This window comes from Ruegeria sp. AM7, from assembly GCF_056535965.1.
On record NZ_JBQFJE010000003.1, the window covers coordinates 2753282 to 2777927 of the forward strand.

Below are 24646 nucleotides of genomic sequence, written 5' to 3' on the forward strand. Positions count from 1 at the left end.
CGTAACACGGGCGTGCGACGGCGTCATGACCAAAAACGGATCAGGGTTTCAGATCCGCCACCGTGTCCACATCGCGCAACGGGTCCAATAGGGCCACGCGCTGACCGGGGATCGAGGCCAGCGTGTCCGCCAGCGCATGCTCAGTCGACCAGCGCACATTGCGGAACAGATTGTGGGGCAGCGCGCCATATCTTTGCGCGCCCACCAGCCAATAGCCGCCGTCAGGCGCGGGGCCAAATGCCATCTGCGTTGACCCCAACGCCGTGAACGCGCGGGCAATGTGGCTGCGGGTAATGCCCGGAATATCCGCGCCGATCAGGCAGACCGGCCCCGGCGGCATCCCGCGCAGCATCCGACCCATCCGGTCACCCAGATCTCCGCGCCCCTGCGCCGCCCGCGGCAGATCAGCAGGCCAGATTCGGCTGGTCAGAGCTTCGCGGTCAGGCGAGACCGCCAGCACGATCTGCCAACGCGGATCACGCAGCCGCCGGATCAACGAGCGTGTCTGGTGGCGAAACCACCAAGCCGCCCCAACCATACCGATATCGCGGCCCAGCCGGGTTTTCACCCGACCCGGGCGCGGCTCTTTCACCATGATCACGAGAGTGCGCTGCATGTCAGGCGAAATAGTCCCGCAGGATGCGCGTGTAGATGGACTTGAGCTGTTCGATCTGCGCCACCTCGACGCATTCATCCACCTGATGCATGGTGCGGCCCACAAGGCCGAATTCCACCACCGGGCAGTGGTTCTTCACAAATCGCGCGTCCGAGGTACCGCCCGTGGTCGACATCTCGGGCACCACACCGGTTTCCGCCTCAACCGCCTTGGCGACCAGGGTGGACAGGGGTCCCGGCGGGGTCAGAAAGCTCTCGCCCGAGATCTTGATGCGCAGGTCGATCTCAACCCCGAACTCATCGGCCACTGCAGCGGCCTCGGCCCGCAACCAATCGCTGAGGCTGGCCCCGGAATGCAAATCGTTGAACCGGATATTCACCGCCCCTGTAGATTGCGCGGGGATCACGTTGGTTGCCGGGTTGCCCGTGTCGATCGTCACCACGGCCAGTGTTGAGGCGTCGAAATGGTCTGTACCCTGATCCAGCTCGTAGCTGGCCAACCGGTCCATCAGCCGCGCCATTGCGGGCATCGGGTTCTTGGCGCGGTGCGGATAGGCCGCGTGGCCCTGTACCCCGGTCACGGTGAACCAGATGTTCATCGAGCCACGCCGCCCGATCTTCATCATCTCGCCCATTGTGTTGGGGCAGGTCGGCTCACCAACCAGACAAACCGACATCTTTTCCCCAGCGCTGTCCATATAGTCCAGCAGGGCGGTGGTGCCGTCCAGCGCGTCGCCTTCCTCATCCCCGGTGATGGTCAGGATGACGGCCCCGTCGGGCGGCGTGTCGCGCACAAAATCAACGGCCGCTGCGGCAAAGGCCGCCACTCCGGATTTCATGTCCGTCGTGCCTCGACCAAACATCACGCCATCTTTCACCTCGGCCCCGAAAGGTGGCATGGTCCATGCAGCCTCATCCCCAACTGGCACGACGTCTGTATGGCCATTAAAACCAAAGCTGCGCGGATGCCCTTTGTCGCCCCAGCGTGCAAACAGATTGCAAATCCCGCCGCGATCGACACGGGTGCAGGCGAACCCCGCCTCCGCCAGCAGCTTTTCCAACAGAACAAGGGCGCCCCCTTCATCAGGTGTGACCGATGGGCAACGGATCAGGTCCGCTGTCAATTCTACCGCATCTGTCATTTCTTGCCCTTTCTCTGCACTGAACTGCATCTTCGCGCACAGATTCAACGAATTGGCGGGATTGCCAACCCCCGCACGGCACGCTTCACACGCTTTTTTGCAGTTTATCTCGCGATGAGATGTCAACAAAACATTGGCTTTCCGTTGCGATTGCCTTGCCGCCCAATTCGAAATCGCGTTAGAGGGCCGCGAAACAGGTAAATTTCGATGACACGCGCTTTTATCGCTTGGATCTGCCTGACTTTCGCCGTTCTTGCACAGCAAAGCCAGGCTCAGACTTTGACGGTCACCACTGTGACCCGCCAACCGTTCTCGTATGTCGAGGACGGGGCAGAGACCGGATTCTCGATGGATCTTCTGGCTGCACTGGCACAATCGTTGGACTGGGACTACCAAATCAACCGGGTCGAGGGGTTCGGTGATATGCTGGTCGCAGTGCAGGACGGATCAGCAGATCTGGCCATCGCCAATATCTCGATCACGGCTGCGCGCGAAACCCAGATGGATTTCAGTCAACCGATTTTCGAGGCCGGGCTTCAGATCATGGTGCCGTCGGACGCGATGCGCCGCCCGTCACTGTTGCAGGCGTTGTTGTCGGTCGAGTTGTTCATCGCCATCGGGCTGGCCTTTGCCATCCTGCTGGGTGGAGGGATGCTGATGTGGGTGTTCGAGCGCCGCTCGCAACCCTATTTCGATCGCAAGCTGGACGAAGCATGGTTTCCGTCCTTCTGGTGGGCGCTGAATCTGGTCGTGAATGGCGGGTTCGAGGAACGGATGCCGCGCACACCCTTTGGGCGTTTGCTGGGTGTTGTTTTGGTCGTATCGTCCCTGTTCATCGTGTCTGTCTTTACCGCGCGGATCACCTCGGTGATGACGGTGGATGCGATCAGCGGCAACGTGAATTCGGTGAATGATCTGTACGGCAAACAGGTCGGAACGATCTCGAACTCGACTGCGGCCAGCTTCCTGAACCGGCGCGAGATCGAATTTACCGGATACGACAGGCTTGAATCCATGCTGGACGCATTCCGGGCCGAAGAACTGGACGCGATCGTCTTTGATGCGCCCATCCTGTCCTACTATGCATCGCACGAAGGACGCAGATTCGCGTCCATGACCGGCGGGGTGTTCCTGCGCGAAAACTACGGCATAGCCTTTCCCACCGGGTCGCCTCTGGTCGAGGATGTCAATCAGGCGCTGCTGGCGCTACGCGAAGATGGAACCTATGACGAAATCTACCGCAAATGGTTCGGGGCGCGGAACTAAGCTGGTTCCTCATCCCCGAAAAACGGTGTCATCTGGGCGACAATAACCGCGTTTTCGTCCAACGCGCGCTGCATCAGGGCGCGCTCATCCGGGTCGATTTCATGCCCCTGCGCCTCGCGTTCAGCCAGCGTGCCATAGCCGGTCACATCCAAAGGCGCTGTGTCAGCCTGTTTCAGGATGGCGACGGTTTCACGAACGGCCTCGGCTTCGTCCACGCCACTGGCAAAGCACATCAGCGCCGCACCGGTTGCACCTTCAGGCAAACCATCGCCTTCCTTGCGACCGATCTGCACAAGCAGGGTGTAAACTTGCTGACGAGAGGGTTTCTTTTGCTTTTCCATGCGCCCGGCCTTATCGCCGCGCCGCGTGTTGGTCAAGCGCGGGGCGTTAACGCTCGGCCGTCGCCAGTTTGAGCGCCAGCGCCACGAAGATCACGCCCGAGATCCGGTTCAGCCACAGTTGAACGCCCGGCGACCCGCGCAACAGCCCGCCCAGCGTACCCGCGGCCAGCGCCACAGCACCGAATACCACGACCGTAGCCAGAAACATCAGAGCACCCAACTGATAGAACTGCCCAATGATCGGCCCGTTATTCGGGTCGACGAACTGCGGCAGAAACGCCAGCATGAAGATCGTCACCTTGGGATTTGCAATATTCATGATCAAACCGCGCAGAAACAACTTGCGCGTCGCGATACGGGGTGCATCTGCACTGTCCAGCCGGGTTTCGGTGGCCGTGAAGGCTTTCCACGCCAGATAGACAAGATACCCCGCCCCGGCATATTTCAACATGGCAAAGGCCGCCTGCGAGGTCTGAAACAGCACCGCAACCCCGAACGCTGCCGCAGTGGTGTGTACAATCAGCCCCGATGCCAAGCCAAGCGTCACAATCAGCCCTGACATCCGGCCATAAAGCGCCGACTGCGTCAGTACAAAAATATTGTCGGGCCCCGGCACCGCGGCCAAAGCGATGGCAACGCTCATGAACAAGATGACCACGTCAACGGGAATCATGAAAACCTCAAAAGGTGCGGGAAAGAGCCGGTCAATTCTTCAGACTGCAGGAGAAGGCCACGTCCAAAAAACATGGCCTTTTCCCGCGAACGCTCGGGATCAATCGCGCAGCAGCTCGTTGATCCCGGTTTTGGAACGGGTCTTTTCGTCCACCCGCTTCACAATGACGGCGCAGTAAAGGCTGACATTGTTTTTCGACGGCATCGAACCCGCCACAACCACCGAATAGGGCGGCACCTCGCCATACATGACTTCACCGGTTTCGCGGTCAACGATCTTGGTCGATTGGCCGATGAACACGCCCATTCCCAGAACCGAGCCTTCGCGGACGATACAACCCTCGACCACTTCCGACCGCGCACCGATAAAGCAATTGTCCTCGATGATCGTGGGGCCAGCCTGCATCGGCTCGAGTACGCCGCCGATACCAACGCCGCCCGACAGGTGCACGTTCTTGCCGATCTGCGCGCAGGACCCGACAGTGGCCCATGTGTCGACCATGGTGCCTTCGTCCACATAGGCGCCAAGGTTCACAAAGGACGGCATCAAGACCACGCCCGGCGCGACATAAGCCGACTTGCGGACCACGCAGTTCGGCACGGCGCGAAAGCCTGCGGCTTTCCACTGGTTCTCACCCCAACCGGCGAACTTGCTGTCCACCTTGTCCCACCAACCGCCATCCTGCGGTCCACCCGTTTGGATTTCCATGTCCTTGATGCGGAAGCCCAGCAGAACCGCCTTTTTGGCCCACTGGTTTACGTGCCAATCGCCGCTGTCCAGCTTTTCGGCAACCCGCAGGGAACCGCTGTCCAGTGCATTCAGCGTATCTTCGATGGCTTCGCGCTGTTCACCGGTGGTGGCGGGGGTTATTGTATCACGTGCCTCCCAGGCGGCTTCGATGGCGGCTTCCAGTTGCGCGTTGGACATTTTGGGGCTCCCTGACGAATCTGTTCATGTTGGTGTTGCCTATACGCAAGCGCCAACCTTGGCGCAATGCGACGCAGGTGGGCGCGTTTGCGTCGGGCCGATCGCAATCAAAGGGTACAGCAGTGGTCAACGCGCGCGCCGGATGTGCCGGACCAGAAGCCCAACCGCCCCTGCGGTGTCTTTCTTTTGGATCGCCTGCATGATCGCCGCATGATCCGTATCCGCCCGCTGCACCCATTTTGGCCGCCAATGCGCGAACAGATGGCGCGCGCTGGCAATGTGCAAATCATCAATCGTCCGCAGCAGCCGGGGCAGCGCGCATGGCGCAAGAATGGCCCGGTGGAAAGCGCGGTTTTTGGCCTCCCACTCGGGCATCGTTTCAGCCGCATCGCAAGCCAGCCGCGCCTGTTCTGCCCGGGTGACCGCGTTCATCGACATGTTCTGCACCGCGTATTGCAAGGCCAACGGTTCAAGGGCGACACGCATTTCGATCACTTCGCGCACTTCAACCGGATCCAGTGGCGTCACACGCATCCCGCGTCGGGGTTCGCTTTTGGCCAGCCCATGGGCTTGCAAACGCAGCAGAGCTTCGCGCACCGGGACATGGCTGGTATCAAAAGCCCGCGCGATGTGGTCCTGACGCAGTTTTTCCCCCGCGCTCAGCTCTCCGGTGATGATTTGCTGGCTGAGGGTGTCATAGATAGTGTCGGCAATGGTCGCGCTCATGAATTATAGATAAAATCCACCGCCACTGATCACAAGCCGCATTCTCAGCCCATAAATGGGTCGGGTGAGATGTTGCCCCCACACACCAGTACTGCAACCTTTTCACCGCGCGCAGGTGTATACGCGCCCGATAACAGCGCAGCCAATGCGGTCGCGCCTGCAGGCTCGACAAGGATGCGGTGGGTTTGCCAAAGCAGTTGCTGCGCTTGGGCAATCGCCCCATCGGGAACCAGGACCGAGGTCATGCCCTGAGCCAACCCAAAACAGATTGACCCGATACGCCGCGCGCCCAGCGCATTGGCCGCGATCCCGGACACCCGAACGTCCACCGGCTCACCGGCCTGCAAGGCGGCATTCAAAGCACATGAGGTTTCGGGTTCTACGGCAACGACTTTGCGCGCATTTTGCAACCAAGCAAGCGCTCCTGCGATCAGACCACCACCGCCAACAGCGACCAGAACGGTATCAGCCTTAAGGCCCTGCGCCTCCCATTCGGCAAAACAGGTACCTTGCCCGGCTACAGTGCCGGGTGCGTCATACGCATGTATCTGCATTGCGCCGGTGCGCGCCTCATGATCCTGCGCAGCCGTCAGGGCATTCGCATATTCGCCAGACACAACGCTCAGATCCGCACCCGTTTGCTCGATCAACGCGATTTTGGACGGACCAGCCAGTTCGGGTACGAAAATCTTGGCAGGAAAACCCAGCGTCTGTGCGGCATAGGCCGCCGCTGCCCCGTGATTGCCGCCTGACGCGGCAACAACTCCGGCCTCGGGCACGTCCGAACTCAGCAGCGTGTTGAAGGCCCCGCGCGCCTTGAAACTGCCGGTGTGCTGCATCTGCTCCAGCTTCAACTCGACCGGATAGTCCAGCCCCAGCGAATGGCTTTCCATTACAGGTGTAACCTGTGCATATCCGCCGATCCGGTCTGCGGCTGCTGAAATTTCGTTCTTCCAATTCATTCTTGTACTTCCGTGACTGGCACTCTGCCCGCGAACCCTATAGCTGTTTTGGAAACACGCAAGCAGGGATCGATCGCCTATGAGAGAAGACCGCCACAGCCCGTTCCGCGACGCGCAAACCGACCGCTCGACCGCGAGCGAGGTGCCGGATACGCCGCAGACGCGCTCGCCCGCCTATCGCCTTGCCTTTGCCGACGACGAGTTCCTGTGCCGAGATGAGCTGCGCCCGGTGCGCCTGCAGTTGGAACTGCTGAAGCCTGAGATGATCATGTCCGAGCGTCAGATCACCTCGACCATCGTCATGTTCGGCGGGGCGCGCATTCCTGAACCGTCGCAAAAGCACACCGCGCGCACGAAAACGCTGTCTGACTTGTCGGAATACTATGACGAAGCGCGCGAATTCGCCCGGCTGATGACCGAGAAGTCGAACCAGACCGGCTGCCGCGAGAACGTGATTGTCACCGGTGGCGGCCCCGGCGTGATGGAGGCTGGCAATCGCGGTGCTCAGGATGCAGGCGGTTGTTCCATCGGGTTGAACATTGTGCTGCCGCATGAGCAGGCGCCGAATGAATACGTGACGCCCGAGCTCAGCTTTAACTTCCACTATTTCGCCATCCGCAAGATGCATTTCCTGATGCGCGCCCGCGCCATCACTATCTTCCCCGGCGGCTTCGGCACGATGGATGAGCTGTTCGAGTCGCTAACCCTGATCCAGACCGGCCGGATGGACCGCGTGCCCTTCCTGCTGTTTGGCCGTGAATTCTGGGAGAAAGTCATCAACTGGGAGGCGCTGGCAGATGCGGGCACCATCTCGGACGAAGATCTGGACCTGTTCCGCTTTGTCGACACCGCGCAAGAGGCGGTCGACATCATCGAGAATTGGGAACCCGCCCCGCCCCGCGACGACATTCCGGGGCGCTGAGCCATGGCCCCCAAACCCGGAGAGATGCTGCACCTGCGCGGCAATGCCCTGAATGCAGGCGACCCTGTGGCGTTGCCGCTGACCCAAAGCAGCATGTACCACCTGCCCGGCGCGCCGGATGGCCTTCCGACCTATGGCCGCGTCGACAACCCCACTTGGGTGCATCTGGAACATGTTCTGGCCCATCTGGAGGACGCGCCTTGCCTAGTGTTCCCCTCGGGCATGGGGGCGATTTCCGCCGCTTTGTTTGCCACCATCAAGGCCGGGTCGCGCATCCTGATCCCGTCGGACGGCTATTATGTCACCCGCGTGTTGGCGGATCGATTTCTGTCGGGTCTGGGTGTGTCGGTCACCGAACGCCCCACGACCGCGTTTACCGAGGGCGGTTTTGACGGGTTCGACGTGGTCTTTGTCGAAAGCCCCTCGAACCCCGGTCTGGATATGATGGACCTGCCCGCGATTGCCCAATCCGTCTGCGCAGCCGGAGGGATCACGATTGCCGACAACACCACCATGACCCCGCTGGGCCAGCGCCCGCTGGATCTGGGCGTGGATGTGGTTGTCGCCTCGGACACCAAGGCGATGGGCGGGCATTCCGACCTGCTGATGGGCCATGTCTCCAGCCGCAATCCGCAGATCATGGAGCGGGTTGAGGAATGGCGCAAAGTCTCGGGTGCGATCCCCGGCCCGCATGAGGCATGGCTGCTGCATCGCGGGTTGGAAACGCTGGATGTACGGTTCGACCGGATGTGCGCCTCGGCGCAGGTACTGGCCGAGCGGCTAGCGGATCACCCCGCGGTGAAAGCCATCCGCTATCCCGGCCTGCCCTCTGACCCCGCACACGCGCTGGCCAAGGCGCAGACCACCCGGTTCGGGTTCCTGCTGTCGATCACGCTGGACAGTGAAGACAAAGCCGAAACCTTCATCAACGCCTGCCCGATGCTGCGCCCTGCCACGTCCTTTGGGGGCGTCCACAGTTCGGCTGAACGCCGCGCGCGCTGGGGCGACGATGTGGACCCAGCCTTCATCCGACTTTCGGTCGGATGTGAACCGGTCGAGGAGTTGTGGCAGGCGATCAACGACAGCCTAAATGCGTTGTGATTACTTCTTGGGCTCGCGCAACTCAGTGAACACATAGATCGGCAGCACGATGCTGGCGATCAACGCCCCCAGCCAGACCAGCAGGGTTGAGGCCAGAAGGTTGGAAATCCCGCCTACAGTCAGGCCGTTTGTGATCAGATCGGTCAGCAACAAGCCGACAAAGGTCACGATCAGCGCGATGCCACCCTTGATCGCAGGCGCGCGCTTTGCGCCCAGTTTCAGGATCAGCGGTTCGGCGATCCATTGAATAAGCGTGAAAACGATCACCACCACAATGAACGAGATCGGTCGGATCGCGAACTCGGGCAGTAGGATCGCCGCCAGCAGCAGCCCGATGGCGTTCCCGGCCAGCAAGGCCAGAATGGATTTCAATCGGCGCGTCATGGGGCCTCCGGTCAATCTATAAAAACATGCGTATGTTAGCAGACCTATAGGGATTTGCGAGCGGTTTCAAAAGCCTCTTCCTTTTGGGCCGTTGAAAACGCATGATAAAACCACCCTGTTCCTCCGAGCCGCGAGAGGTGAGATGAGCGACGATCCCTATTCCGCCCTTGGCGTCACCAAAGACGCCAGCGATGCCGAGATCAAAAAAGCCTATCGGCGCATCGCCAAAGACTGCCACCCCGACCTAAAGCCCGGCGATGCCGAGGCCGAGGCCAAGTTCAAAGCCGCAGCCGCCGCTTATGACCTGCTGAAAGACCCCGAAAAGCGCGCGCAGTTTGATCGGGGCGAGATTGACGCCTCGGGTCAGGAACGCGCCCAGCAGCAATACTATCGCGACTATGCCGAGGCCGCCGGAAACCCCTATCGCGGGCGCGCGGCAGACCCGGATGACATGTCGGACATCTTCGCCGAGTTCATGCGCGGGCGTGGCGGCTATTGCCAGCGCAGCCAAGGCTTCCAAGCGCCGGGGCATAACCGCAGCTACAGCCTGCAGATCAGCTTTCTGGATGCTGTATTTGGTGCCAGCCAGAAACTCACCCTGCCCGATGGCGACCGGATCGAGGTGAAAATCCCCGCCGGCATTACAGACGGCCAAACCATCCGACTTCGCGGCAAGGGGGATCCCGGGTTTGGCGACGGGCCTGCAGGTGATGCTCTGGTCACCGTGACAGTCGCACCTCATCCGGTGTTTGAACGTCAGGGTGATGACATCCACATTACCTTGCCCATCACCATTGACGAGGCTGTTCTGGGCGGCAAAGTCCCTGCGCCAACTATTGACGGCGGCGTCAACGTCAGCGTGCCGCCCGGCACCAGCAGCGGCAAAACCTTGCGGTTGCGGGGCAAAGGGATCAAAAAACGCGGCTCGGCCGAACGGGGCGACCAACTGATCGAATTGACCGTCGCCATGCCCGACCAGATCGACGATGACCTAAGGGCTTTCATGGAAAATTGGCGCGACACGCACCGCTATGATCCTCGCAAAGGAATGCCGTCATGAACCGCACCTTGACCGAATCCGAAGTGATCGCATCCGTGACCCGCCTGACCTCGGCCCGACTGACCGAGTATCTGGCCGCCGAAATCGTGATCCCTGAGAACACTGAACAAGGGCTGGTCTACCACAGCCTCGACGTGGCCCGGCTAGAGCTGGCCTGCGAGTTACACGACCAGTACGAGATGGAAGCGGAGGCCCTGTCGATGATGATCTCGCTGATCGACCAGATGCACGGGTTGCGCGCCGAACTGCGTGAGGTGCTGAGCGCCGTCGAAGCGCAGCCGGAACCCGTCAGGCAAAACCTGATCGATGTGATCGAAATCGCCCGGTTCGGGTCAAAGTAAGGTTCAGTTCTGCACCAAATATTCTTCGGGTACGTAAAAAGTATAATCCCGATCAGCCACAGCTTCGTGGCAATCGTGGCAATACGCTACGGCGCTTGCGCGATCTCCCATCGTGTCACCGAACACCGACCCGTCCGGCATCACCATGATATACCGCCAATCCGCCGTATCGGGGCTTACGCCTTCGGCCAGCTTTTCCATTACGAACAATGCGCCGGGATGCGTATTGCCGGTATCCGTGACGGTCATGCTGTCCTTCGCCAACACAGACCCCATGGGCAGTTTTTCGCCCTCAGTCAGAGTGCCATAGTTATGTGCCATCCGGTTCGCATAGCTGTTCACGAACCGCCTGCCATGTGTCTCAGAGATGTAGGGCGCATCATTGAACAGCGGCCAGCTTTGGTAGTTTCTGATGATTTCCATTTGCGCGGCGGCATATCCCCGCGCCATGCGCTTTTGCAGCGAGCTGTAGATGCCTGACGCTTCTTCCTTGGACAGTTCAGCAGGATTTTCGATGGCAAGATGTGCGCTTTCACTCTCGGACTGGGCTGCAGCAGAAACTGCAACCAAACAGCCGACACATAGCCCCGGAAATATGCCGGGGATTCGTCGTATCAATTCCAATAGCATTCTATGGCCCAACCGGTAATTCGTTTCACAGGAACGCAGCACGTCATGTGAGTGGCAAATGGATAGCGGCCACGCTTAATCTTGCCAAAATGGGTAAAGCTTGCGCTTGGTCAGGCGCTGGTATGTCAGTGCTTCAACCACTCAGGCCAGACAAACATACCAAATGCCGCATACAATAGACAGCGGACGACGCATTAAATCTGTTCACATATCGCTGAAATATTGCGCTTACTGCCTGTCCAACCCCGCTTCGGCTGCGATTTGCTTGCGAGATTTGCGCGCGCGTTCCGTCGCTGACTTCAGCTGGCCGCAGGCCGCCATAATGTCCTCGCCCCGAGTCTTGCGGATGGGTGAAGCATAGCCCGCCTGATAGATGATATTCGCAAAAGCCCGGATTCGGTTGTTCGAGCTGCGCTTGTACGGCGCACCGGGCCATTCGTTGAACGGGATCAGGTTGATCTTGGCCGGGATCTTGTGGCGCTTGATATGGTCGATCAACCGGTGCGCGTCAGCGTCACTGTCATTCACACCATCCAGCATCACGTATTCAAACGTGATCCGTTCAGAATTCGAGACTTTAGGATAGCTGGCCAGCGCCTGAAGCAGTTCCTCAATGTTCCAGCGCTTGTTGATGGGGACCAGCACATCGCGGGTCTCATCCGTTGTCGCATGGAAAGAGATTGCCAGCAGACAGCCGATTTCCTCAGCGGTGCGGGCGATTTCAGGGACAACGCCCGACGTGGACAGTGTGATCCGGCGGCGCGACAGAGATATCCCTTCGGGGTCCATGGCGATCTTCATCGCATCGCGGACGTTTTCAAAGTTATAGAGCGGCTCGCCCATTCCCATCAGAACGATGTTCGACAGCAAACGGGTTTCATCCTTGGGCGCGCCGGGGGTGGGCCATTCGTCCAGATCATCGCGCGCCATCATTACCTGACCAACGATTTCCGCCGCTGTCAGGTTGCGCACCAGTTTCTGCGTACCCGTGTGGCAGAAGGAACAGGTCAGCGTGCAGCCCACCTGCGAGGAAATACACAGCGTGCCGCGATCTTCCTCGGGGATATAGACCACCTCGACCTCATGCCCGCCGGCGATGCGGCACAGGTATTTGCGGGTGCCGTCCTCGGACACTTGCCGCGTCACGACTTCGGGGATTTCGATGACGAAATGCTCGGCCAGTTGGGCACGATAGGCTTTGGCAAGGTTCGTCATATCCGCAAAGTCGCGCTTGCCCCATTGATAGATCCACTGCCAGATCTGACCGGTGCGCATCTTGGCCTGCTTTTCCGGCGTGCCATGTTCGATCAAAGCCGCACGCATCTGGTCGCGGGTCAGGCCGACAAGGTTCACCTTCCCCTCGGGCAGCTTGCGAGGGAGGGTCAGGACGTCTTGAGTGATCGGCGCTTTGGGCGACATGGGGCTATCTCGGCAGATTCTGGCTTGGGATGCGCCTCTATATAGGACCTAGCGCAAAGATCAAAAGAAATCGTCGCGTTTAATTCGCGTAGCGCAGCAATTCGTCCACACGTGCCCGGCCCAACTCTACCCGACAGGCGGTAATGCCAATGCCGGTACCTGACCCACCACCAAACGACGCGCCAACAGCCTCGCATTGGGCGTCCCGGTAAGCCAGCCACGCGGTCTGAGCGCTGTCCAACGCGGGCACTGCCACAACACGTCCGGTAACATCATCCAGTTCTTTGGCCGATTGCATGGCAATGTCGTAACTTGCATCTATCGCCTGATTGACGCGGTCCTCCATCGCGCCCACGCATGCGCCGATCTCTACCTGAGAACCAGCATCCAGACATTCTAGTGCTGGATCGGCACTGGCAGCGGAAGACAGAAACAAAATAAAAAATGCAAAGCGCATCAGGCAGCCCCCTATTGATTGCCCAATACTAGCACAGGCCCGGGTTCATCCCAAAGCTACGAAGCCCCAGGCACGACGACATGGCCGTGCCACGATGGGACCCGCATGCGTCAAATGCCCGGTGGCACGATATTGCAATCCGTTGCGTCCAGCGTTTGAACCGGATCATCCGGCCCGCACTGCTCGCCCGAGACCGGATATGTATCGGCCTCTTTCTCGCAGGCACTCAGGATAAGGGCGGCCATCATCAAGACGGTGGTGAGTGTTTTCGTTGGCATTTCGGGCTCCTTTCTTAGTTCAGAGCCTTATACATGCAGATATTTGCATTCATTTCTTTGACGGGAATCAAGTTCTGAATACGGGTGCCGCCTCCAGAACGCTGCACAATGCCTTGTCACAATGCAAAAACCCCGCCGAACTGGCGGGGCAGCGGTCAGGCAAAAGCCCAGTTTAGCTAGTGCAGCGCTTTTCCGCGTCTTCAATCGCCGCAGTGAACCCCAGCAATGAGAACGTGTCCTTGGTCTGCGTGCCGCGTTCCGAACGCGCAGTCAGTACAGCCTCAGTCCCGCGCTTCATGGCGGCGACCACCTTCAGGTCCTCACCTTCGGTTGCGGGCCACGCCCATTCGCCTTCGGTGATCAGCTCGAACTTGGTGCCGTCGACATCAAGATTCACGGTTGACCCTGCCGCGAACGGATAACCACCCGTAAATGTCACCTGTCCTTTGACCTCGGCATTCGGGCGGTAAAACACAAACAGCAGAATGTCGCTTCGGCGCACGGAAACAACGCGCCCGCCACGTGTGTTTACCGTTTCCTTCGGGGCAGACACGCTCCAGCATTCGGTCGGGTCATCTTCGACGAAGACGCTCCAGTCCGTTTTTGCAGCCACCCTGTTGGTGCTTGTTGCCTGTTGAGCGGTTGCAGTTGTGGCCAGCCCCGCCACGCAAAGGCCCGCGATCACGCGGACAAGCTTTGATCCCATCGTCCAGCCTCCTAGCTCGACTATTACCTCATACCCACCATCGTCGCGTGCGAACCCTGCCTGGTTCGTCTGTAAGTTGCGTCTTCTGGTGTTTGCCGACATACACACTGTAACGCAGGTTTCGCCACAGGCGAAAGGGCGATTGGCAGAATTTTGCGCATGTTTAGGAGGGTTCGCATGACACAAGCCATACCAATGACAGAACTGTGGCGTGGACCCCTGTTGGAAAGCCTACATCTTGGGCATGCGGTGATCTGCGACGATACCGGCCAGATCGTTCAAAGTTGGGGGGACCCTAATGCGGTGATCTATCCGCGATCCTCGGCCAAGATGATTCAAGGACTGCCGCTGATCACCTCGGGTGCTGCGGCAAAATACGGGCTGAATTCGGAACACTTGGCGCTGGCCTGTGCCTCGCATAGCGGCGCGCATATCCATACTGACCGGGTGTCGACCTGGCTGGACCATCTGGGTCTGGCGGAACCCGATCTTCGCTGCGGTCCGCAGGAGCCGCAGGATATGGCCGCGCGCGACGGGCTGATCCTGGCCGACGACACGCCCTGTCAGATTCACAACAACTGCTCAGGCAAGCATTGCGGGTTTCTGACCGTTGCTCAGCATATGGGCGCCGGACCGGAATATCTGGAAATCGACCACCCCGTACAACAGGCCTGCCTATCCGCGCATGAGGAAACGACGGGCGAGACCAGCCCTGCCTATGGGATTGACGGCTGCTCGGCCCCGAACTTTGCGACCTCGCTGGTGGGGCTGGCGCGTTCGATGGCGTGGTTTGCCAGCGCCTCGGATCGGTCAGATCGGGCCAGCGACGCGGCGCAACAGTTGACGGCTGCAATGATGAAACACCCCGAGCTGGTCGCCGGTGAAACCCGCGCCTGCACTGAACTGATGCGCGCCATGGGTGGTCGCGTTGCCATCAAAACCGGGGCCGAGGCCGTGTTCATCGCAATCCTGCCGGAAAAGCGCATGGGCGTGGCCCTGAAAATCACCGACGGCACCACCCGCGCCAGCGAATGCGCCATTGCCGCGATTCTGGTCAGCTTGGGCGTGCTGGAGGTCGACCACCCGGCCACCCGCAAATTTTTGAACGCCACGCAATACAGCCGTCGCGGGCTGGAATGCGGCGTGATCAAACCCGCACCGGGGTTCCCCGGCTAAGGGTCACATCTTGATTTCGTGACTCTCGGCCACTTCGACCGAACCTGACCCGTTCACAACCATCGGGCAGCCCTTGGCCATCTCGGTCGCAGCATCCATGCTGTCGGCCTTGATGACCGTAAAACCCGAGGCGGGATTGGCGCCGCCATTGTCGACAACACCGCTGCTGCTGACGGTGTAAGACTGGCCAACCGGGTTTCCGGGGATATCCAGTGCTTCGCCCATTCCGCCAAACCACGCGCCCCAGGCGGCCATGGTCGCTTCGATTTCGACGGGGTCGGTCGGGGTATGACCGCCGTGATAGACAAATAGAAACTGTGGCATTTGTTTCCTCCCTTATGCCTTCGTGATGAAAATCTAGGCCAGTTGCGCCGCCAGTTTGTTCAGCGTCGACGTCCAGCCTTTGCTGTGGTTCGCTGCGATTTCGTCATCGCCCAATTCGCGGTGGTCGATGATCAACTTTGCACCCTCGTCTGCTGCCTCGACCATCAACATCACATGGCTTTCGGCCCCGCGCTGGTCCTGATCGTCATGCCAGCCCCATGTGAACCCAACCGATTTGGGCGGATCGACATGCGTCACGTGACCCGAAACCTTAAACCGCTGCCCTTCGCCATTTTGCATCACCGAATACCACGGCCCCGTGCGAGAGAAATCCAGGTTGTGCTCGGGCACATGCATCCCTTCGGGTCCCCACCACTGCAGAAGCCTGTCGGGGGTGCTGATCCACGCATACAGATCGTCCGGTGCAAGCGGGTAAGCGCGCTCCAGTTTCAAATCGGCCATGAGGTCTCCTTTTCGATTGCATCACCCAAGCGGTCCAGGCTGCTTTCCCAGAATTGACGTTTCGAGATGGTCCATTCCGCAATCGCCCGCAGTCCCTCGGGGCGGATCGAATACATCCGCTGGCTGCCCTGCACGCGCTGATTTATTAGCCCCGCTTCCCGCAGCAGTTTCAAATGGCGCGAGATCGCAGCGCCGGACATGCCGCGCCCTTCGATCAGGTCTCCGGCGGGCAATTCGCCATCCTGCATAAGCTGCTCGACGATCGAGAACCGTGTGGCGTCAGACAACGCGGAAAATGTGGTCAGAAGAGTGTTCATAACCACTGTTTAACAGTTTTGTTAAATAAAGGAAAGCCGCGTTGTGTTAACCGGCCGCAAACTCAGATCGTGCATAGCCCTGCAGGAACAGCAAAGCCGAAAGATCCCCGTGGTTTACCCGCACTTCACACTGTTCCGCGACCGAGGGCTTGGCGTGCAGCGCCACCCCGGTTCCAGCCCGGCCCAGCATACCCAGATCATTCGCGCCATCGCCCACGGCGATCACATCCGATTCGGACAGACCCAACCGCGCGGTAATCTGCTCCAGAGCATCCACCTTGGCCTGACGTCCCAGAATGGGACGCGCGACATCGCCGGTCAGCTTACCGCCCTCGGCCAGCAGCGTGTTGGCGCGGTTCTCATCAAAGCCCAGTTCGGCCCCAACCTTGGCCGTAAACGCCGTGAACCCGCCCGACACCAGCGCCGCATAACCACCATTCGCGCGCATCGTACCGACCAGCTCCTTGCCGCCGGGCATCAGGGTAATACGCTCGGCCAGCACCTTGTCGATCACGGCCTCGTCCAAACCTTTCAGCAACCCGACACGCTCGGTCAGGGCGCCCTCGAAATCCAGCTCGCCGTTCATGGCCCGCGCGGTGATATCCTTGACGCGCTCGCCTACGCCGGCTTCATCGGCCAGTTCGTCGATGCATTCTTGCTGAATCATGGTGCTGTCCATATCGGCCAGCAGCATCTTCTTGCGGCGACCGTCGGCGGGTTGGACCACCAGATCGACACACATGTTCTGCAAATCAGCCCACACGTCCCATTGATTGTCCGGCAGGCCCGCCAGCGAAAACTCTGCGGCCTCATCCGGGCTCAGCCACTGCACATCGCCGCCGCCCCAAGCATTGCGCAGAGAATCGACCAACGCCTGATCAAACGTGTTCTTCTCGGGGTTGGTCAAAAGGGTGGCAACGTACATCTTCAATCTCCGGCAAGCTCACCTGCGGGATATCGCAGGTGCAGCATTTTCACCAGAGGGCAGATGCGCCCTAGCCCAGAATACCCGGCAACCGCAGCCCATGCGCACGGGCGCAATCCTTCGCCGCCTCATACCCGGCATCCGCATGACGCCAAACGCCCGAGGCTGGATCGTTCCACAACACCCGCTCTAGCCGCCGCGCGGCGTCCTCGGTCCCGTCGGCGCAGATCACCACACCTGCGTGCTGACTGAACCCCATGCCAACGCCGCCGCCATGGTGCAGCGACACCCATGTCGCCCCGCTGGCCGTGTTGATCAACGCGTTCAGCAAAGGCCAGTCGCTGACCGCATCCGAGCCGTCCAGCATCGCCTCGGTCTCGCGATTGGGGCTGGCGACCGAGCCGCTGTCCAAGTGATCCCGCCCGATCACCACTGGGGCCTTCAACTCACCATTGGCCACCATCTCATTGAAGGCGAGCCCAGCGCGATGGCGATCGCCCAACCCAATCCAGCAGATGCGCGCGGGCAGACCCTGAAACGCGATGCGGTCCTGCGCCATGTCGAGCCAGCGATGCAGGTGCTCGTTCTCGGGGAACAGCTCTTTCATCTTGGCGTCGGTTTTGTAGATATCTTCCGGGTCGCCGGACAGGGCGCACCAGCGGAACGGGCCGATCCCTTTGCAGAACAGCAGACGGATATAAGCAGGGACAAAACCGGGGAAGGCAAAGGCGTTTTCCAGCCCTTCATCCTGCGCGACCTGCCGGATGTTATTACCGTAATCCAGCGTCGGCACGCCTGCATTCCAGAAATCAACCATAGCCGCGACATGCCGTTTCATCGACGCACGTGCGGCTTTTTCGACCGACTTAGGGTCTGTTTCACGCTTTTCCCGCCACTGTGCCATGGACCAGCCGATAGGCAGGTATCCATTGATCGGGTCATGGGCACTGGTCTGATCGGTAACGATATCGGGGCGCATGCCCCCCTCGGCCATGCGACGGTAGATCTCGGGGAAAACCTCGGCGGCATTGCCCAGCAGACCGACGGATTTCGCCTCACCGGCTTTGGTCCAGCGGTCGATCATCTCAAGCGCTTCGTCCAGCGTCTCGGCCTTTTCATCCAGGTATTTGGTGCGCAGACGGAAGTCGATGCTGTCGGGGTTGCATTCCACCGCCAGACAACAAGCCCCGGCAAAGACGGCCGCCAGAGGCTGCGCGCCGCCCATACCACCCAAGCCGCCGGTCAGAATCCACTTGCCGGTCAGGTCGCCGCCATAGTGCTGACGCCCGGCCTCGGCAAAGGTCTCATAGGTTCCCTGAACGATGCCCTGCGTGCCGATATAGATCCACGAGCCGGCCGTCATCTGGCCGTACATCATCAGGCCCTTCTTATCGAGCTCGTTGAAGTGATCCCAGTTGGCCCAATGCGGCACGATGTTGGAATTGGCGATCAGAACGCGCGGTGCATCCTTGTGGGTGCGGATGATGGCCACGGGCTTGCCAGACTGGACAATCAGCGTCTCATCCTCTTCCAGATCCTTCAAACCCTCAACAATAGTGTCGAAATCCTGCCATGTACGTGCGGCGCGACCAATTCCGCCATATACCACCAACTCATGCGGGTTCTCGGCCACTTCCGGGTGCAGGTTGTTCATCAGCATCCGCAAAGGCGCTTCGGTCATCCAGCTTTTGGCGTTCAGCTCTGGCCCAGTCGGCGGATAGATATCTCGCGTGTTCTTACGGGGATCGTTCATGGCGTAAGCTCCAATACTGTGTCTTGGATGGCATCCAGAATATCGCGCAACCACGGGCGCAGACGGTCGGCCTTGGCAGTGTCATAGCGCCACGGCGCGCGCTCGGCGGTTAGGTACGCGGACTGCGCAATTTCCATTTGAATGGCGTGTACACATTCGCTCGGTCGACCGTAGTGCCGAGTGGTCCACCCGCCGCGGAAACGTCCGTTCAAAACGGTGCTATACGGCGACGAATCCGCAAATTCGTACGCAACAGCCTCGATTTCCGGCGCGCAGGTCGTTCCGCCGTCTGTTCCAATGTTCAAGTCTGGCAGAACACCGTCAAACAGGAACGGAATACGACTGCGGATCGAATGGCAATCAAACAGGACCGCCACGCCATGTTTGGCCCGGACGCGATCCAGCTCTGCCGCAAGCGCCGCGTGGTACGGCGCGTGGTATGCGCTGCACCTTTTCTGGGCCTCATCGGCTGAGGGCACCTGACCGGCTTGCCAGATCGGCTGACCGTCAAAACCCGTCTCGGGCACGAGCGTTGTCGTATTCTGCCCGGGATAAAGCGAGGCACCTTCGGGATCGCGATTTGCATCAACGACATAGCGGTGGATATGAGATTGCACCACGGTCGCGCCCGGCAATAGCCCGTCATAGAGCCTGTTTATGTGCCAATCCGTATCTGTCAGCGCTGCGCCTGCTGCGTTCAGTCGCCCAGCTATTTCGTTCGGAACCAACGTACCGCCGTGTGGTTGGCCCAGCACAACCGGGCTGTAACCCTGTTGGACACTAACGACCTGCATCAGCGCAACTCTGGCATCGGGTTGCCAGCCGCCTTCAGAATGTCACCGCGCGATACCAGTGCTTTCGCGGTCTCAAGGTCTGGCGCCATATAGCGATCCTGATCCAATGTAGGCACCTCGCGGCGTAGTCGGTTGATGACTTGCTGCAGCGGGGCGCTGGTCGCCAACGGCGCGCGAAACTCGACGCCCTGCGCGGCGCACAACAATTCCACCCCAAGGATGTAGGTCAGGTTTTCGACCATCCGTCCCAGCCGCCGCGCCCCATGCGCAGCCATAGAAACGTGATCTTCCTGATTTGCAGAGGTCGGCGTGCTGTCGGTGACGCATGGGTTGGCAAGATGCTTGTTCTCGCTCATCAATGCGGCAGTGGTGACTTCGGCGATCATAAGGCCCGAGTTCAAGCCCGGATCGGGTGTCAGGAAGGGTGGCAGATCAAAGCTCAGCGCTGGGTCCACCATGAGGGCGATCCTGCGCTGCGCGATCGCGCCGATCTCGGACAGCGCCAACGCGATCATGTCAGCGGCAAATCCAACGGGTTCAGCGTGGAAATTCCCGCCCGAGACTATCGCATCTTCAAGAACCAATGGGTTGTCAGTGGCGGCATTTGCCTCGATCTCCAAAGTCGCAGCGGCCTGACGTATGACGTCCATCGCCGCCCCCGTGACCTGCGGCTGGCATCTGATGCAATAGGGATCCTGCACGCGACTGTCCCCGTCGCGATGACTTTCGCGAATCTCTGACCCGGCCAGCACAGCGCGCATGGTGCTGGCGGCTTCGGTCTGGCCGCGATGTCCGCGCAGGGTGTGGATTTCGGGCCGCAAAGGGGCTGTAGACCCCATGATCGCATCGGTGGACAAGGCCGAAATGACGAGCGCAGTTTGCGCCGCTTGCCAGGCTTCGAACATGCCCGCCAAAGCGTAGGCTGTCGAAAACTGAGTGCCGTTGATCAAGGCCAACCCCTCTTTCGGGCCCAGCGCAACAGGCTCTAACCCTGCCGCTTTCAACGCGTCACGCCCCGGCATCACCTTGCCCTTCCAATCGGCCTCGCCCTCGCCAATCAGGACTGCGGCCATATGGGCCAAGGGTGCCAGATCACCAGACGCGCCGACCGACCCCTGCGCCGGAACGACCGGGATAACATCGTGTGCCAGCATATCTTGCAACAGCGCAATCAGTTGCCATCGAACGCCCGACGCGCCGCGGCCGAAGGACAGCAGTTTCAGCGACATCATAAGCCGAACGATACGGCGCGGGACAGACGGCCCGACACCGCAACAATGGCTGAGGATCAGGTTGCGCTGCAAAACCGCAGTATCCTTGGGGGCGATCTTGTGGCTCGCCAGCTTCCCGAACCCGGTGTTGACGCCATAGACGGCCACGTCGCCCTCGGCGGCGTGCTGAACGCGCTGTGATGCGCGCTGCACGGCGGTTTCGCAGGCAGGGTCCAGTCGCACAGATGGCTGATTCCAGTAGATTTCGGCCAATTCCGCAAGGGTTACGCTTCCGGGTGTTACGGTGAGGTGCGCCATCACATCCCTCCGAAGATTCGCTGGTGGAGGGGATTGAACCCGATCCGATACGCCAGTTCAGCCGGGTGCCGCACATCCCAGACAGCCAGATCCGCCCGTTTGCCCACAGTGATTTCGCCCGTGTCCTGTAAGCCCAGCGCACGCGCCGCATTCCGGGTCACACCAGCCAGCGCCTCTTCGGGCGTCAGGCGGAACATGGTGCACCCCATATTCATCGTCAGCAACAAAGACGTCAGCGGGGACGATCCCGGATTGCAATCTGTCGCCAATGCCATCGGCACGGATTTGTCTCGCAGTATGTTCACGGGCGGAACCTGAGTTTCGCGTAGCGTGTAAAACGCGCCCGGTAAAAGCACGGCTACCGTGCCCGCCTCCGCCATGGCCGCGACACCATCCTCATCCAGATATTCCACATGATCAGCCGACAGGGCTCCGTAACTGGCAGCTAATCTGGCCCCGCCAAGATTGGACAGTTGTTCAGCATGCAGCTTGACCGGCAGACCAAGAGATTGCGCCTCATCAAAGACAAGCGCCATCTGGGCGGGGGTGAAGGCAATACCCTCACAGAAACCGTCAACCGCATCCACGAGCCCTTCGGCGTGGGCTGCGTGCAGGGTCGGGATGCAAACCTCGGTCAAATAGTCTTTGGGGCGGGACTTGTACTCGGGCGGAACAGCATGCGCGCCCAGAAAGGTGGTTTTCACGCGAATCGGACGCAGTTTTTCTATTTTGCGCGCAACCCGAAGCATTTTCAGTTCGGTTTCTACGTCCAAACCGTATCCCGATTTCACCTCGACACAGCTGACACCTTCGGACAGCAAAGCATCGGCCCGGGTCAAAGCGTCGGACAACAGCGCCTCTTCGGGTGCTTCGCGGGTGGCGCTGACGGTCGACAGAATGCCCCCTCCGGCGCGCGCGATCTGTTCATACGATGCACCGTTCAACCGCATCTCGAATTCAGCCGCCCTGTTGCCCCCGAACACCAGATGCGTATGCGCGTCGATCAAGGCCGGGGTCACCAGCCTTTCACCATAATCCGTGGCCTCCCAACCCGAGAAACGCTCGGGCAACTCATTTCTCGACCCGACCCAGACAATTCGGCCACCCTCGATCGCGATCGCTGCGTCCACGCACAAACCGTAGGGCTCCTGGTCGCACTCCATCGTTGCAACATTTCCCGCAAAAATGACCATATTTGTCATCATCGAAGCTCTTTTCGGTTTCCGTGGTTGTTTATTTTTAAGTATACTTATAAAATTTTAAAGTCTACACAAATTGGATATGCCATGACGATCCACGCGAAGACAGCCTTGTTGGGAACGGGATGGGCTAAGAACATACGAGTCCACGTTCGGAATCGCCGGGTATCCGGACTTGAAACCGGCGCGGCAGTCTCTGGGGATACCTGCGTCGACCTTTTGCTGCCGGCGCCGGGAAACCTGCATAGCCATGCATTTCAACGCGCCATGGCCGGCATGACCGAAACCCGAGCGGCAGGGCGTGAAAGCTTTTGGACCTGGCGCACCTTGATGTATCGATTTCTCGACAGGCTGACGCCCGATCAAATCCAGGCCATAGCTGCGCTGACGTATGTGGAGATGCAAGAGGCCGGCTTTGCCGCAGTTGGTGAGTTCCACTATGTCCATCACCAGCCCGGCGGGCAGCCCTATGACACGCTGTCCGAACTGAGCCAACGAATCTTTGCCGCAGCGGATCAAACCGGGATCGGCTTGACACACCTGCCGGTCCTGTATTCCTACGGGGGCGTACAGCAACAGGCTTTAGAGGGCGGGCAGTTGCGATTTGGGAACAGCTTGGACCGCTATTGTGACCTGACCGAAGAGTGCCGCGCGATCCTGCCGCATGCAGACAGCAGGATCGGTGTTGCGCCTCATTCGCTGAGGGCGACCGCGCCCGGTGACTTGGAACAGCTTATGCAACTGGACCCAACTGGCCCGGTCCACATCCACATCGCTGAGCAGGTGCAAGAGGTTACCGATGTCGAGGCCGCATTAGGCCAACGCCCTGTGGCTTGGCTGTTGGACAATATGGATGTCGACCAAAGATGGTGTCTGATCCACGCCACCCACATGACCGATACCGAAACCCGCATGCTGGCGCGATCCGGCGCTGTTGCAGGGCTGTGTCCGATCACCGAGGCGAACCTTGGCGACGGTATTTTCAACGGCTCCGCCTTTATCAATGAAGGGGGTCGGTTTGGTGTTGGTTCCGATTCTAACATCAGAATTTCACTGCCCGCAGAACTGCGAACGTTGGAGTATTCGCAACGCCTGCGCGACCGCGAACGCGCTGTTCTGGTACGCGGAGAGGGGTCCGTGGGCCATGCGCTGTATACAGGCGCCACCAGCGGAGCAGCGCAGGCGTTGGATCGGGATTCTGGTTCGATAGCCATTGGTAAGTTGGCCGATCTTGTGGCCTTTGATCGTTCGCATCCGTCCTTATGGCCGCTGACCGATGATCAGGTACTGGACGGGCTGTGTTTTGCCGGCCCCGATGGGTTGGTCACGGATCTTTGGTCCGCCGGGCGGCACATGGTGCGCGAAGGCCGCCATGTCGCACGCGACCGCATTGTAGATACCTACCGCGCTGCGATTGCCGAGCTGCTGGCTGACGTCTAAAACGAATCCCTGAAAGCAGGACGCACATGACCCAGACATCCGAGACCACCAGCTACAAGGACATCAAGAGAACGGTCCTGTCTCGTATTCGGTCCGGGGATTGGGGGCCGGATTCTCTGCTGCCCAACGAACAGGATCTGGCCGCCGAGTTTTCATGCACCCGCACCACAGTGAACCGCGCCCTGCGCGAACTGGCCGACGAAGGATATCTTGAGCGTCGTCGCAAAGCAGGCACGCGGGTTCTGAGCGCCCCTCAGAGGCAAGCCAGATTTACCATTCCGATGGTCCGAGACGAGGTTGAGGCCCTTGGCGGGACCTATCGCTATGCGTTGGTCTCTTCGGCACGGGAAAACGCGCCCGACTGGCTGGCGGCCCGGCTGGAATTGCATACGGGGCAACCGGTGATGCATGTCAGGTGCATGCACTTTTCAGGCAACACGCCATTTCAATACGAAGACCGTTGGATCGTCGTCGATAGCGTCCCGCAAGTGATGCAAGCGGATTTCTCGCAGATCGGACCGAATGAGTGGCTGATCCAGACAGTTCCTTTCACAAACGTCGAACTGACGTTCCTGGCCAGCCGTGCCGACGCAATGGTTGCCGGATTTCTGGACGTCCCTGAAGGTGAGCCTGTTTTCACCGGTGAGCGCATCACCTGGCTGGAAGGCCAGCCTGTAACCTTCGCCAAGATGTATTTCGCGGCCGGCTACCGCATGACGACGCAGTTCTGATTTCGTCAAGAATTGGCTTTACCGCCCTGCCGATCCACGCCAGATT

General features: G+C 59.9%; 29 protein-coding genes. 8 read left to right on the forward strand and 21 right to left on the reverse strand.

Annotated features, from left to right (window positions below; translation table 11 throughout):
- Positions 1 to 40: 40 nt before the first annotated feature.
- Entirely contained in the window at positions 41 to 616 is a 576-nt protein-coding gene (locus ACR3EG_RS17750) for a TIGR04282 family arsenosugar biosynthesis glycosyltransferase (protein WP_480497607.1), read from the reverse strand.
- Position 617: 1 nt separating this feature from the next.
- The gene (dapE, locus tag ACR3EG_RS17755) at positions 618 to 1757 is read right to left on the reverse strand and encodes a succinyl-diaminopimelate desuccinylase (protein ID WP_480497605.1); all 1140 of its coding nucleotides are present in this window, start codon (positions 1755 to 1757) and stop codon (positions 618 to 620) included.
- A 207-nt stretch (positions 1758 to 1964) separates the two neighbouring features.
- On the opposite strand from dapE, the gene ACR3EG_RS17760 reads away from it, so the two are divergent.
- Positions 1965 to 3023, forward strand: coding sequence for a transporter substrate-binding domain-containing protein (locus tag ACR3EG_RS17760; protein WP_480497603.1), 1059 nt, complete (start codon positions 1965 to 1967; stop codon positions 3021 to 3023).
- Here ACR3EG_RS17760 and ACR3EG_RS17765 read toward each other — a convergent pair.
- From ACR3EG_RS17765 to ACR3EG_RS17785, 5 genes are all read right to left on the reverse strand, one after another.
- Positions 3020 to 3364 carry a hypothetical protein gene (locus ACR3EG_RS17765; RefSeq protein ID WP_480497601.1) on the reverse strand — a complete coding sequence of 115 codons (345 nt, stop codon included), beginning with the start codon at positions 3362 to 3364 and terminating at the stop codon, positions 3020 to 3022. The genes ACR3EG_RS17760 and ACR3EG_RS17765 overlap by 4 nt on opposite strands.
- Positions 3365 to 3410: 46 nt before the next feature.
- On the reverse strand, positions 3411 to 4037 hold the full coding sequence (locus ACR3EG_RS17770; protein WP_353394145.1) for a LysE family translocator: 627 nt from the start codon (positions 4035 to 4037) through the stop codon (positions 3411 to 3413).
- 99 nt (positions 4038 to 4136) lie between these two features.
- Complete coding sequence (gene dapD / locus ACR3EG_RS17775; RefSeq protein ID WP_170355440.1) at positions 4137 to 4964, reverse strand: 2,3,4,5-tetrahydropyridine-2,6-dicarboxylate N-succinyltransferase; 828 nt, start codon at positions 4962 to 4964, stop codon at positions 4137 to 4139.
- Positions 4965 to 5090: 126 nt separating this feature from the next.
- Complete coding sequence (locus ACR3EG_RS17780) at positions 5091 to 5690, reverse strand: GntR family transcriptional regulator (RefSeq protein ID WP_170355441.1); 600 nt, start codon at positions 5688 to 5690, stop codon at positions 5091 to 5093.
- Positions 5691 to 5734: 44 nt separating this feature from the next.
- A complete protein-coding gene (locus tag ACR3EG_RS17785) occupies positions 5735 to 6652 on the reverse strand; it encodes a threonine/serine dehydratase (RefSeq protein ID WP_480497598.1) in 918 nt (305 codons plus the stop codon).
- 79 nt (positions 6653 to 6731) lie between these two features.
- Here ACR3EG_RS17785 and ACR3EG_RS17790 point away from each other — a divergent pair, with 79 nt between their 5' ends.
- Together ACR3EG_RS17790 and ACR3EG_RS17795 are read left to right on the forward strand one after the other, a co-directional pair.
- Positions 6732 to 7574: an LOG family protein gene (locus tag ACR3EG_RS17790; protein ID WP_480497596.1), complete on the forward strand. Its 843-nt coding sequence runs from the start codon at positions 6732 to 6734 to the stop codon at positions 7572 to 7574.
- Between the two features lie 3 nt (positions 7575 to 7577).
- On the forward strand, positions 7578 to 8675 hold the full coding sequence (locus ACR3EG_RS17795) for a cystathionine gamma-lyase (RefSeq protein WP_480497594.1): 1098 nt from the start codon (positions 7578 to 7580) through the stop codon (positions 8673 to 8675).
- On the opposite strand, the gene ACR3EG_RS17800 is transcribed toward ACR3EG_RS17795, so the two are convergent.
- Entirely contained in the window at positions 8676 to 9059 is a 384-nt protein-coding gene (locus ACR3EG_RS17800; RefSeq protein ID WP_170355445.1) for a hypothetical protein, read from the reverse strand.
- Between the two features lie 142 nt (positions 9060 to 9201).
- On the opposite strand from ACR3EG_RS17800, the gene ACR3EG_RS17805 reads away from it, so the two are divergent.
- A complete protein-coding gene (locus tag ACR3EG_RS17805) occupies positions 9202 to 10119 on the forward strand; it encodes a DnaJ C-terminal domain-containing protein (protein ID WP_480497592.1) in 918 nt (305 codons plus the stop codon).
- On the forward strand, positions 10116 to 10460 hold the full coding sequence (locus ACR3EG_RS17810) for a hypothetical protein (protein ID WP_480497590.1): 345 nt from the start codon (positions 10116 to 10118) through the stop codon (positions 10458 to 10460). Before ACR3EG_RS17805 ends, ACR3EG_RS17810 begins: the two co-directional genes overlap by 4 nt.
- A 3-nt stretch (positions 10461 to 10463) precedes the next feature.
- Here the strand turns inward: ACR3EG_RS17810 and ACR3EG_RS17815 are convergent, their stop codons facing one another.
- The 5 genes from ACR3EG_RS17815 to ACR3EG_RS17835 form a co-directional block, all read right to left on the reverse strand.
- Positions 10464 to 11084, reverse strand: coding sequence for a cytochrome P460 family protein (locus ACR3EG_RS17815; RefSeq protein WP_480947453.1), 621 nt, complete (start codon positions 11082 to 11084; stop codon positions 10464 to 10466).
- 234 nt (positions 11085 to 11318) lie between these two features.
- Positions 11319 to 12509 (reverse strand): dual-specificity RNA methyltransferase RlmN, encoded by a 1191-nt coding sequence (rlmN, locus tag ACR3EG_RS17820; RefSeq protein ID WP_480497587.1) that lies wholly within the window; start codon positions 12507 to 12509, stop codon positions 11319 to 11321.
- Positions 12510 to 12588: 79 nt separating this feature from the next.
- Positions 12589 to 12966: a lysozyme inhibitor LprI family protein gene (locus ACR3EG_RS17825; RefSeq protein WP_480497585.1), complete on the reverse strand. Its 378-nt coding sequence runs from the start codon at positions 12964 to 12966 to the stop codon at positions 12589 to 12591.
- 110 nt (positions 12967 to 13076) lie between these two features.
- Positions 13077 to 13244, reverse strand: a complete 168-nt coding sequence (locus tag ACR3EG_RS17830) for a hypothetical protein (RefSeq protein ID WP_480497583.1) — start codon at positions 13242 to 13244, stop codon at positions 13077 to 13079.
- A 172-nt stretch (positions 13245 to 13416) separates the two neighbouring features.
- Entirely contained in the window at positions 13417 to 13950 is a 534-nt protein-coding gene (locus ACR3EG_RS17835) for an invasion associated locus B family protein (RefSeq protein WP_480497581.1), read from the reverse strand.
- 177 nt (positions 13951 to 14127) lie between these two features.
- Between ACR3EG_RS17835 and ACR3EG_RS17840 the strand changes: the two genes are divergently transcribed.
- Entirely contained in the window at positions 14128 to 15126 is a 999-nt protein-coding gene (locus ACR3EG_RS17840) for an asparaginase (protein ID WP_480497579.1), read from the forward strand.
- 3 nt (positions 15127 to 15129) lie between these two features.
- Here the strand turns inward: ACR3EG_RS17840 and ACR3EG_RS17845 are convergent, their stop codons facing one another.
- The 8 genes from ACR3EG_RS17845 to hutI all read right to left on the reverse strand — a co-directional run bounded on the left by ACR3EG_RS17845 (position 15130) and on the right by hutI (position 22435).
- Positions 15130 to 15450 (reverse strand): YciI family protein, encoded by a 321-nt coding sequence (locus ACR3EG_RS17845; RefSeq protein WP_480497577.1) that lies wholly within the window; start codon positions 15448 to 15450, stop codon positions 15130 to 15132.
- Between the two features lie 33 nt (positions 15451 to 15483).
- Positions 15484 to 15912: an SRPBCC family protein gene (locus tag ACR3EG_RS17850; protein ID WP_480497575.1), complete on the reverse strand. Its 429-nt coding sequence runs from the start codon at positions 15910 to 15912 to the stop codon at positions 15484 to 15486.
- The gene (locus ACR3EG_RS17855) at positions 15900 to 16229 is read right to left on the reverse strand and encodes an ArsR/SmtB family transcription factor (protein ID WP_170355455.1); all 330 of its coding nucleotides are present in this window, start codon (positions 16227 to 16229) and stop codon (positions 15900 to 15902) included. Before ACR3EG_RS17855 ends, ACR3EG_RS17850 begins: the two co-directional genes overlap by 13 nt.
- Positions 16230 to 16275: 46 nt before the next feature.
- The gene (serB, locus tag ACR3EG_RS17860) at positions 16276 to 17154 is read right to left on the reverse strand and encodes a phosphoserine phosphatase SerB (protein ID WP_480497573.1); all 879 of its coding nucleotides are present in this window, start codon (positions 17152 to 17154) and stop codon (positions 16276 to 16278) included.
- A gap of 70 nt (positions 17155 to 17224) precedes the next feature.
- On the reverse strand, positions 17225 to 18907 hold the full coding sequence (gene hutU / locus ACR3EG_RS17865) for a urocanate hydratase (RefSeq protein ID WP_480497571.1): 1683 nt from the start codon (positions 18905 to 18907) through the stop codon (positions 17225 to 17227).
- The gene (gene hutG, locus ACR3EG_RS17870; RefSeq protein ID WP_480497569.1) at positions 18904 to 19701 is read right to left on the reverse strand and encodes an N-formylglutamate deformylase; all 798 of its coding nucleotides are present in this window, start codon (positions 19699 to 19701) and stop codon (positions 18904 to 18906) included. Before hutG ends, hutU begins: the two co-directional genes overlap by 4 nt.
- Positions 19701 to 21230, reverse strand: coding sequence for a histidine ammonia-lyase (gene hutH, locus ACR3EG_RS17875; RefSeq protein WP_480497568.1), 1530 nt, complete (start codon positions 21228 to 21230; stop codon positions 19701 to 19703). The genes hutG and hutH overlap by 1 nt, the downstream gene beginning before the upstream one ends.
- Positions 21230 to 22435: an imidazolonepropionase gene (hutI, locus tag ACR3EG_RS17880; protein ID WP_480497566.1), complete on the reverse strand. Its 1206-nt coding sequence runs from the start codon at positions 22433 to 22435 to the stop codon at positions 21230 to 21232. Before hutI ends, hutH begins: the two co-directional genes overlap by 1 nt.
- Before the next feature lie 81 nt (positions 22436 to 22516).
- On the opposite strand from hutI, the gene ACR3EG_RS17885 reads away from it, so the two are divergent.
- Positions 22517 to 23869 carry a formimidoylglutamate deiminase gene (locus tag ACR3EG_RS17885; RefSeq protein ID WP_480497564.1) on the forward strand — a complete coding sequence of 451 codons (1353 nt, stop codon included), beginning with the start codon at positions 22517 to 22519 and terminating at the stop codon, positions 23867 to 23869.
- Between the two features lie 26 nt (positions 23870 to 23895).
- Positions 23896 to 24600, forward strand: a complete 705-nt coding sequence (locus ACR3EG_RS17890; RefSeq protein ID WP_480497562.1) for a GntR family transcriptional regulator — start codon at positions 23896 to 23898, stop codon at positions 24598 to 24600.
- Positions 24601 to 24646 lie beyond the last annotated feature (46 nt).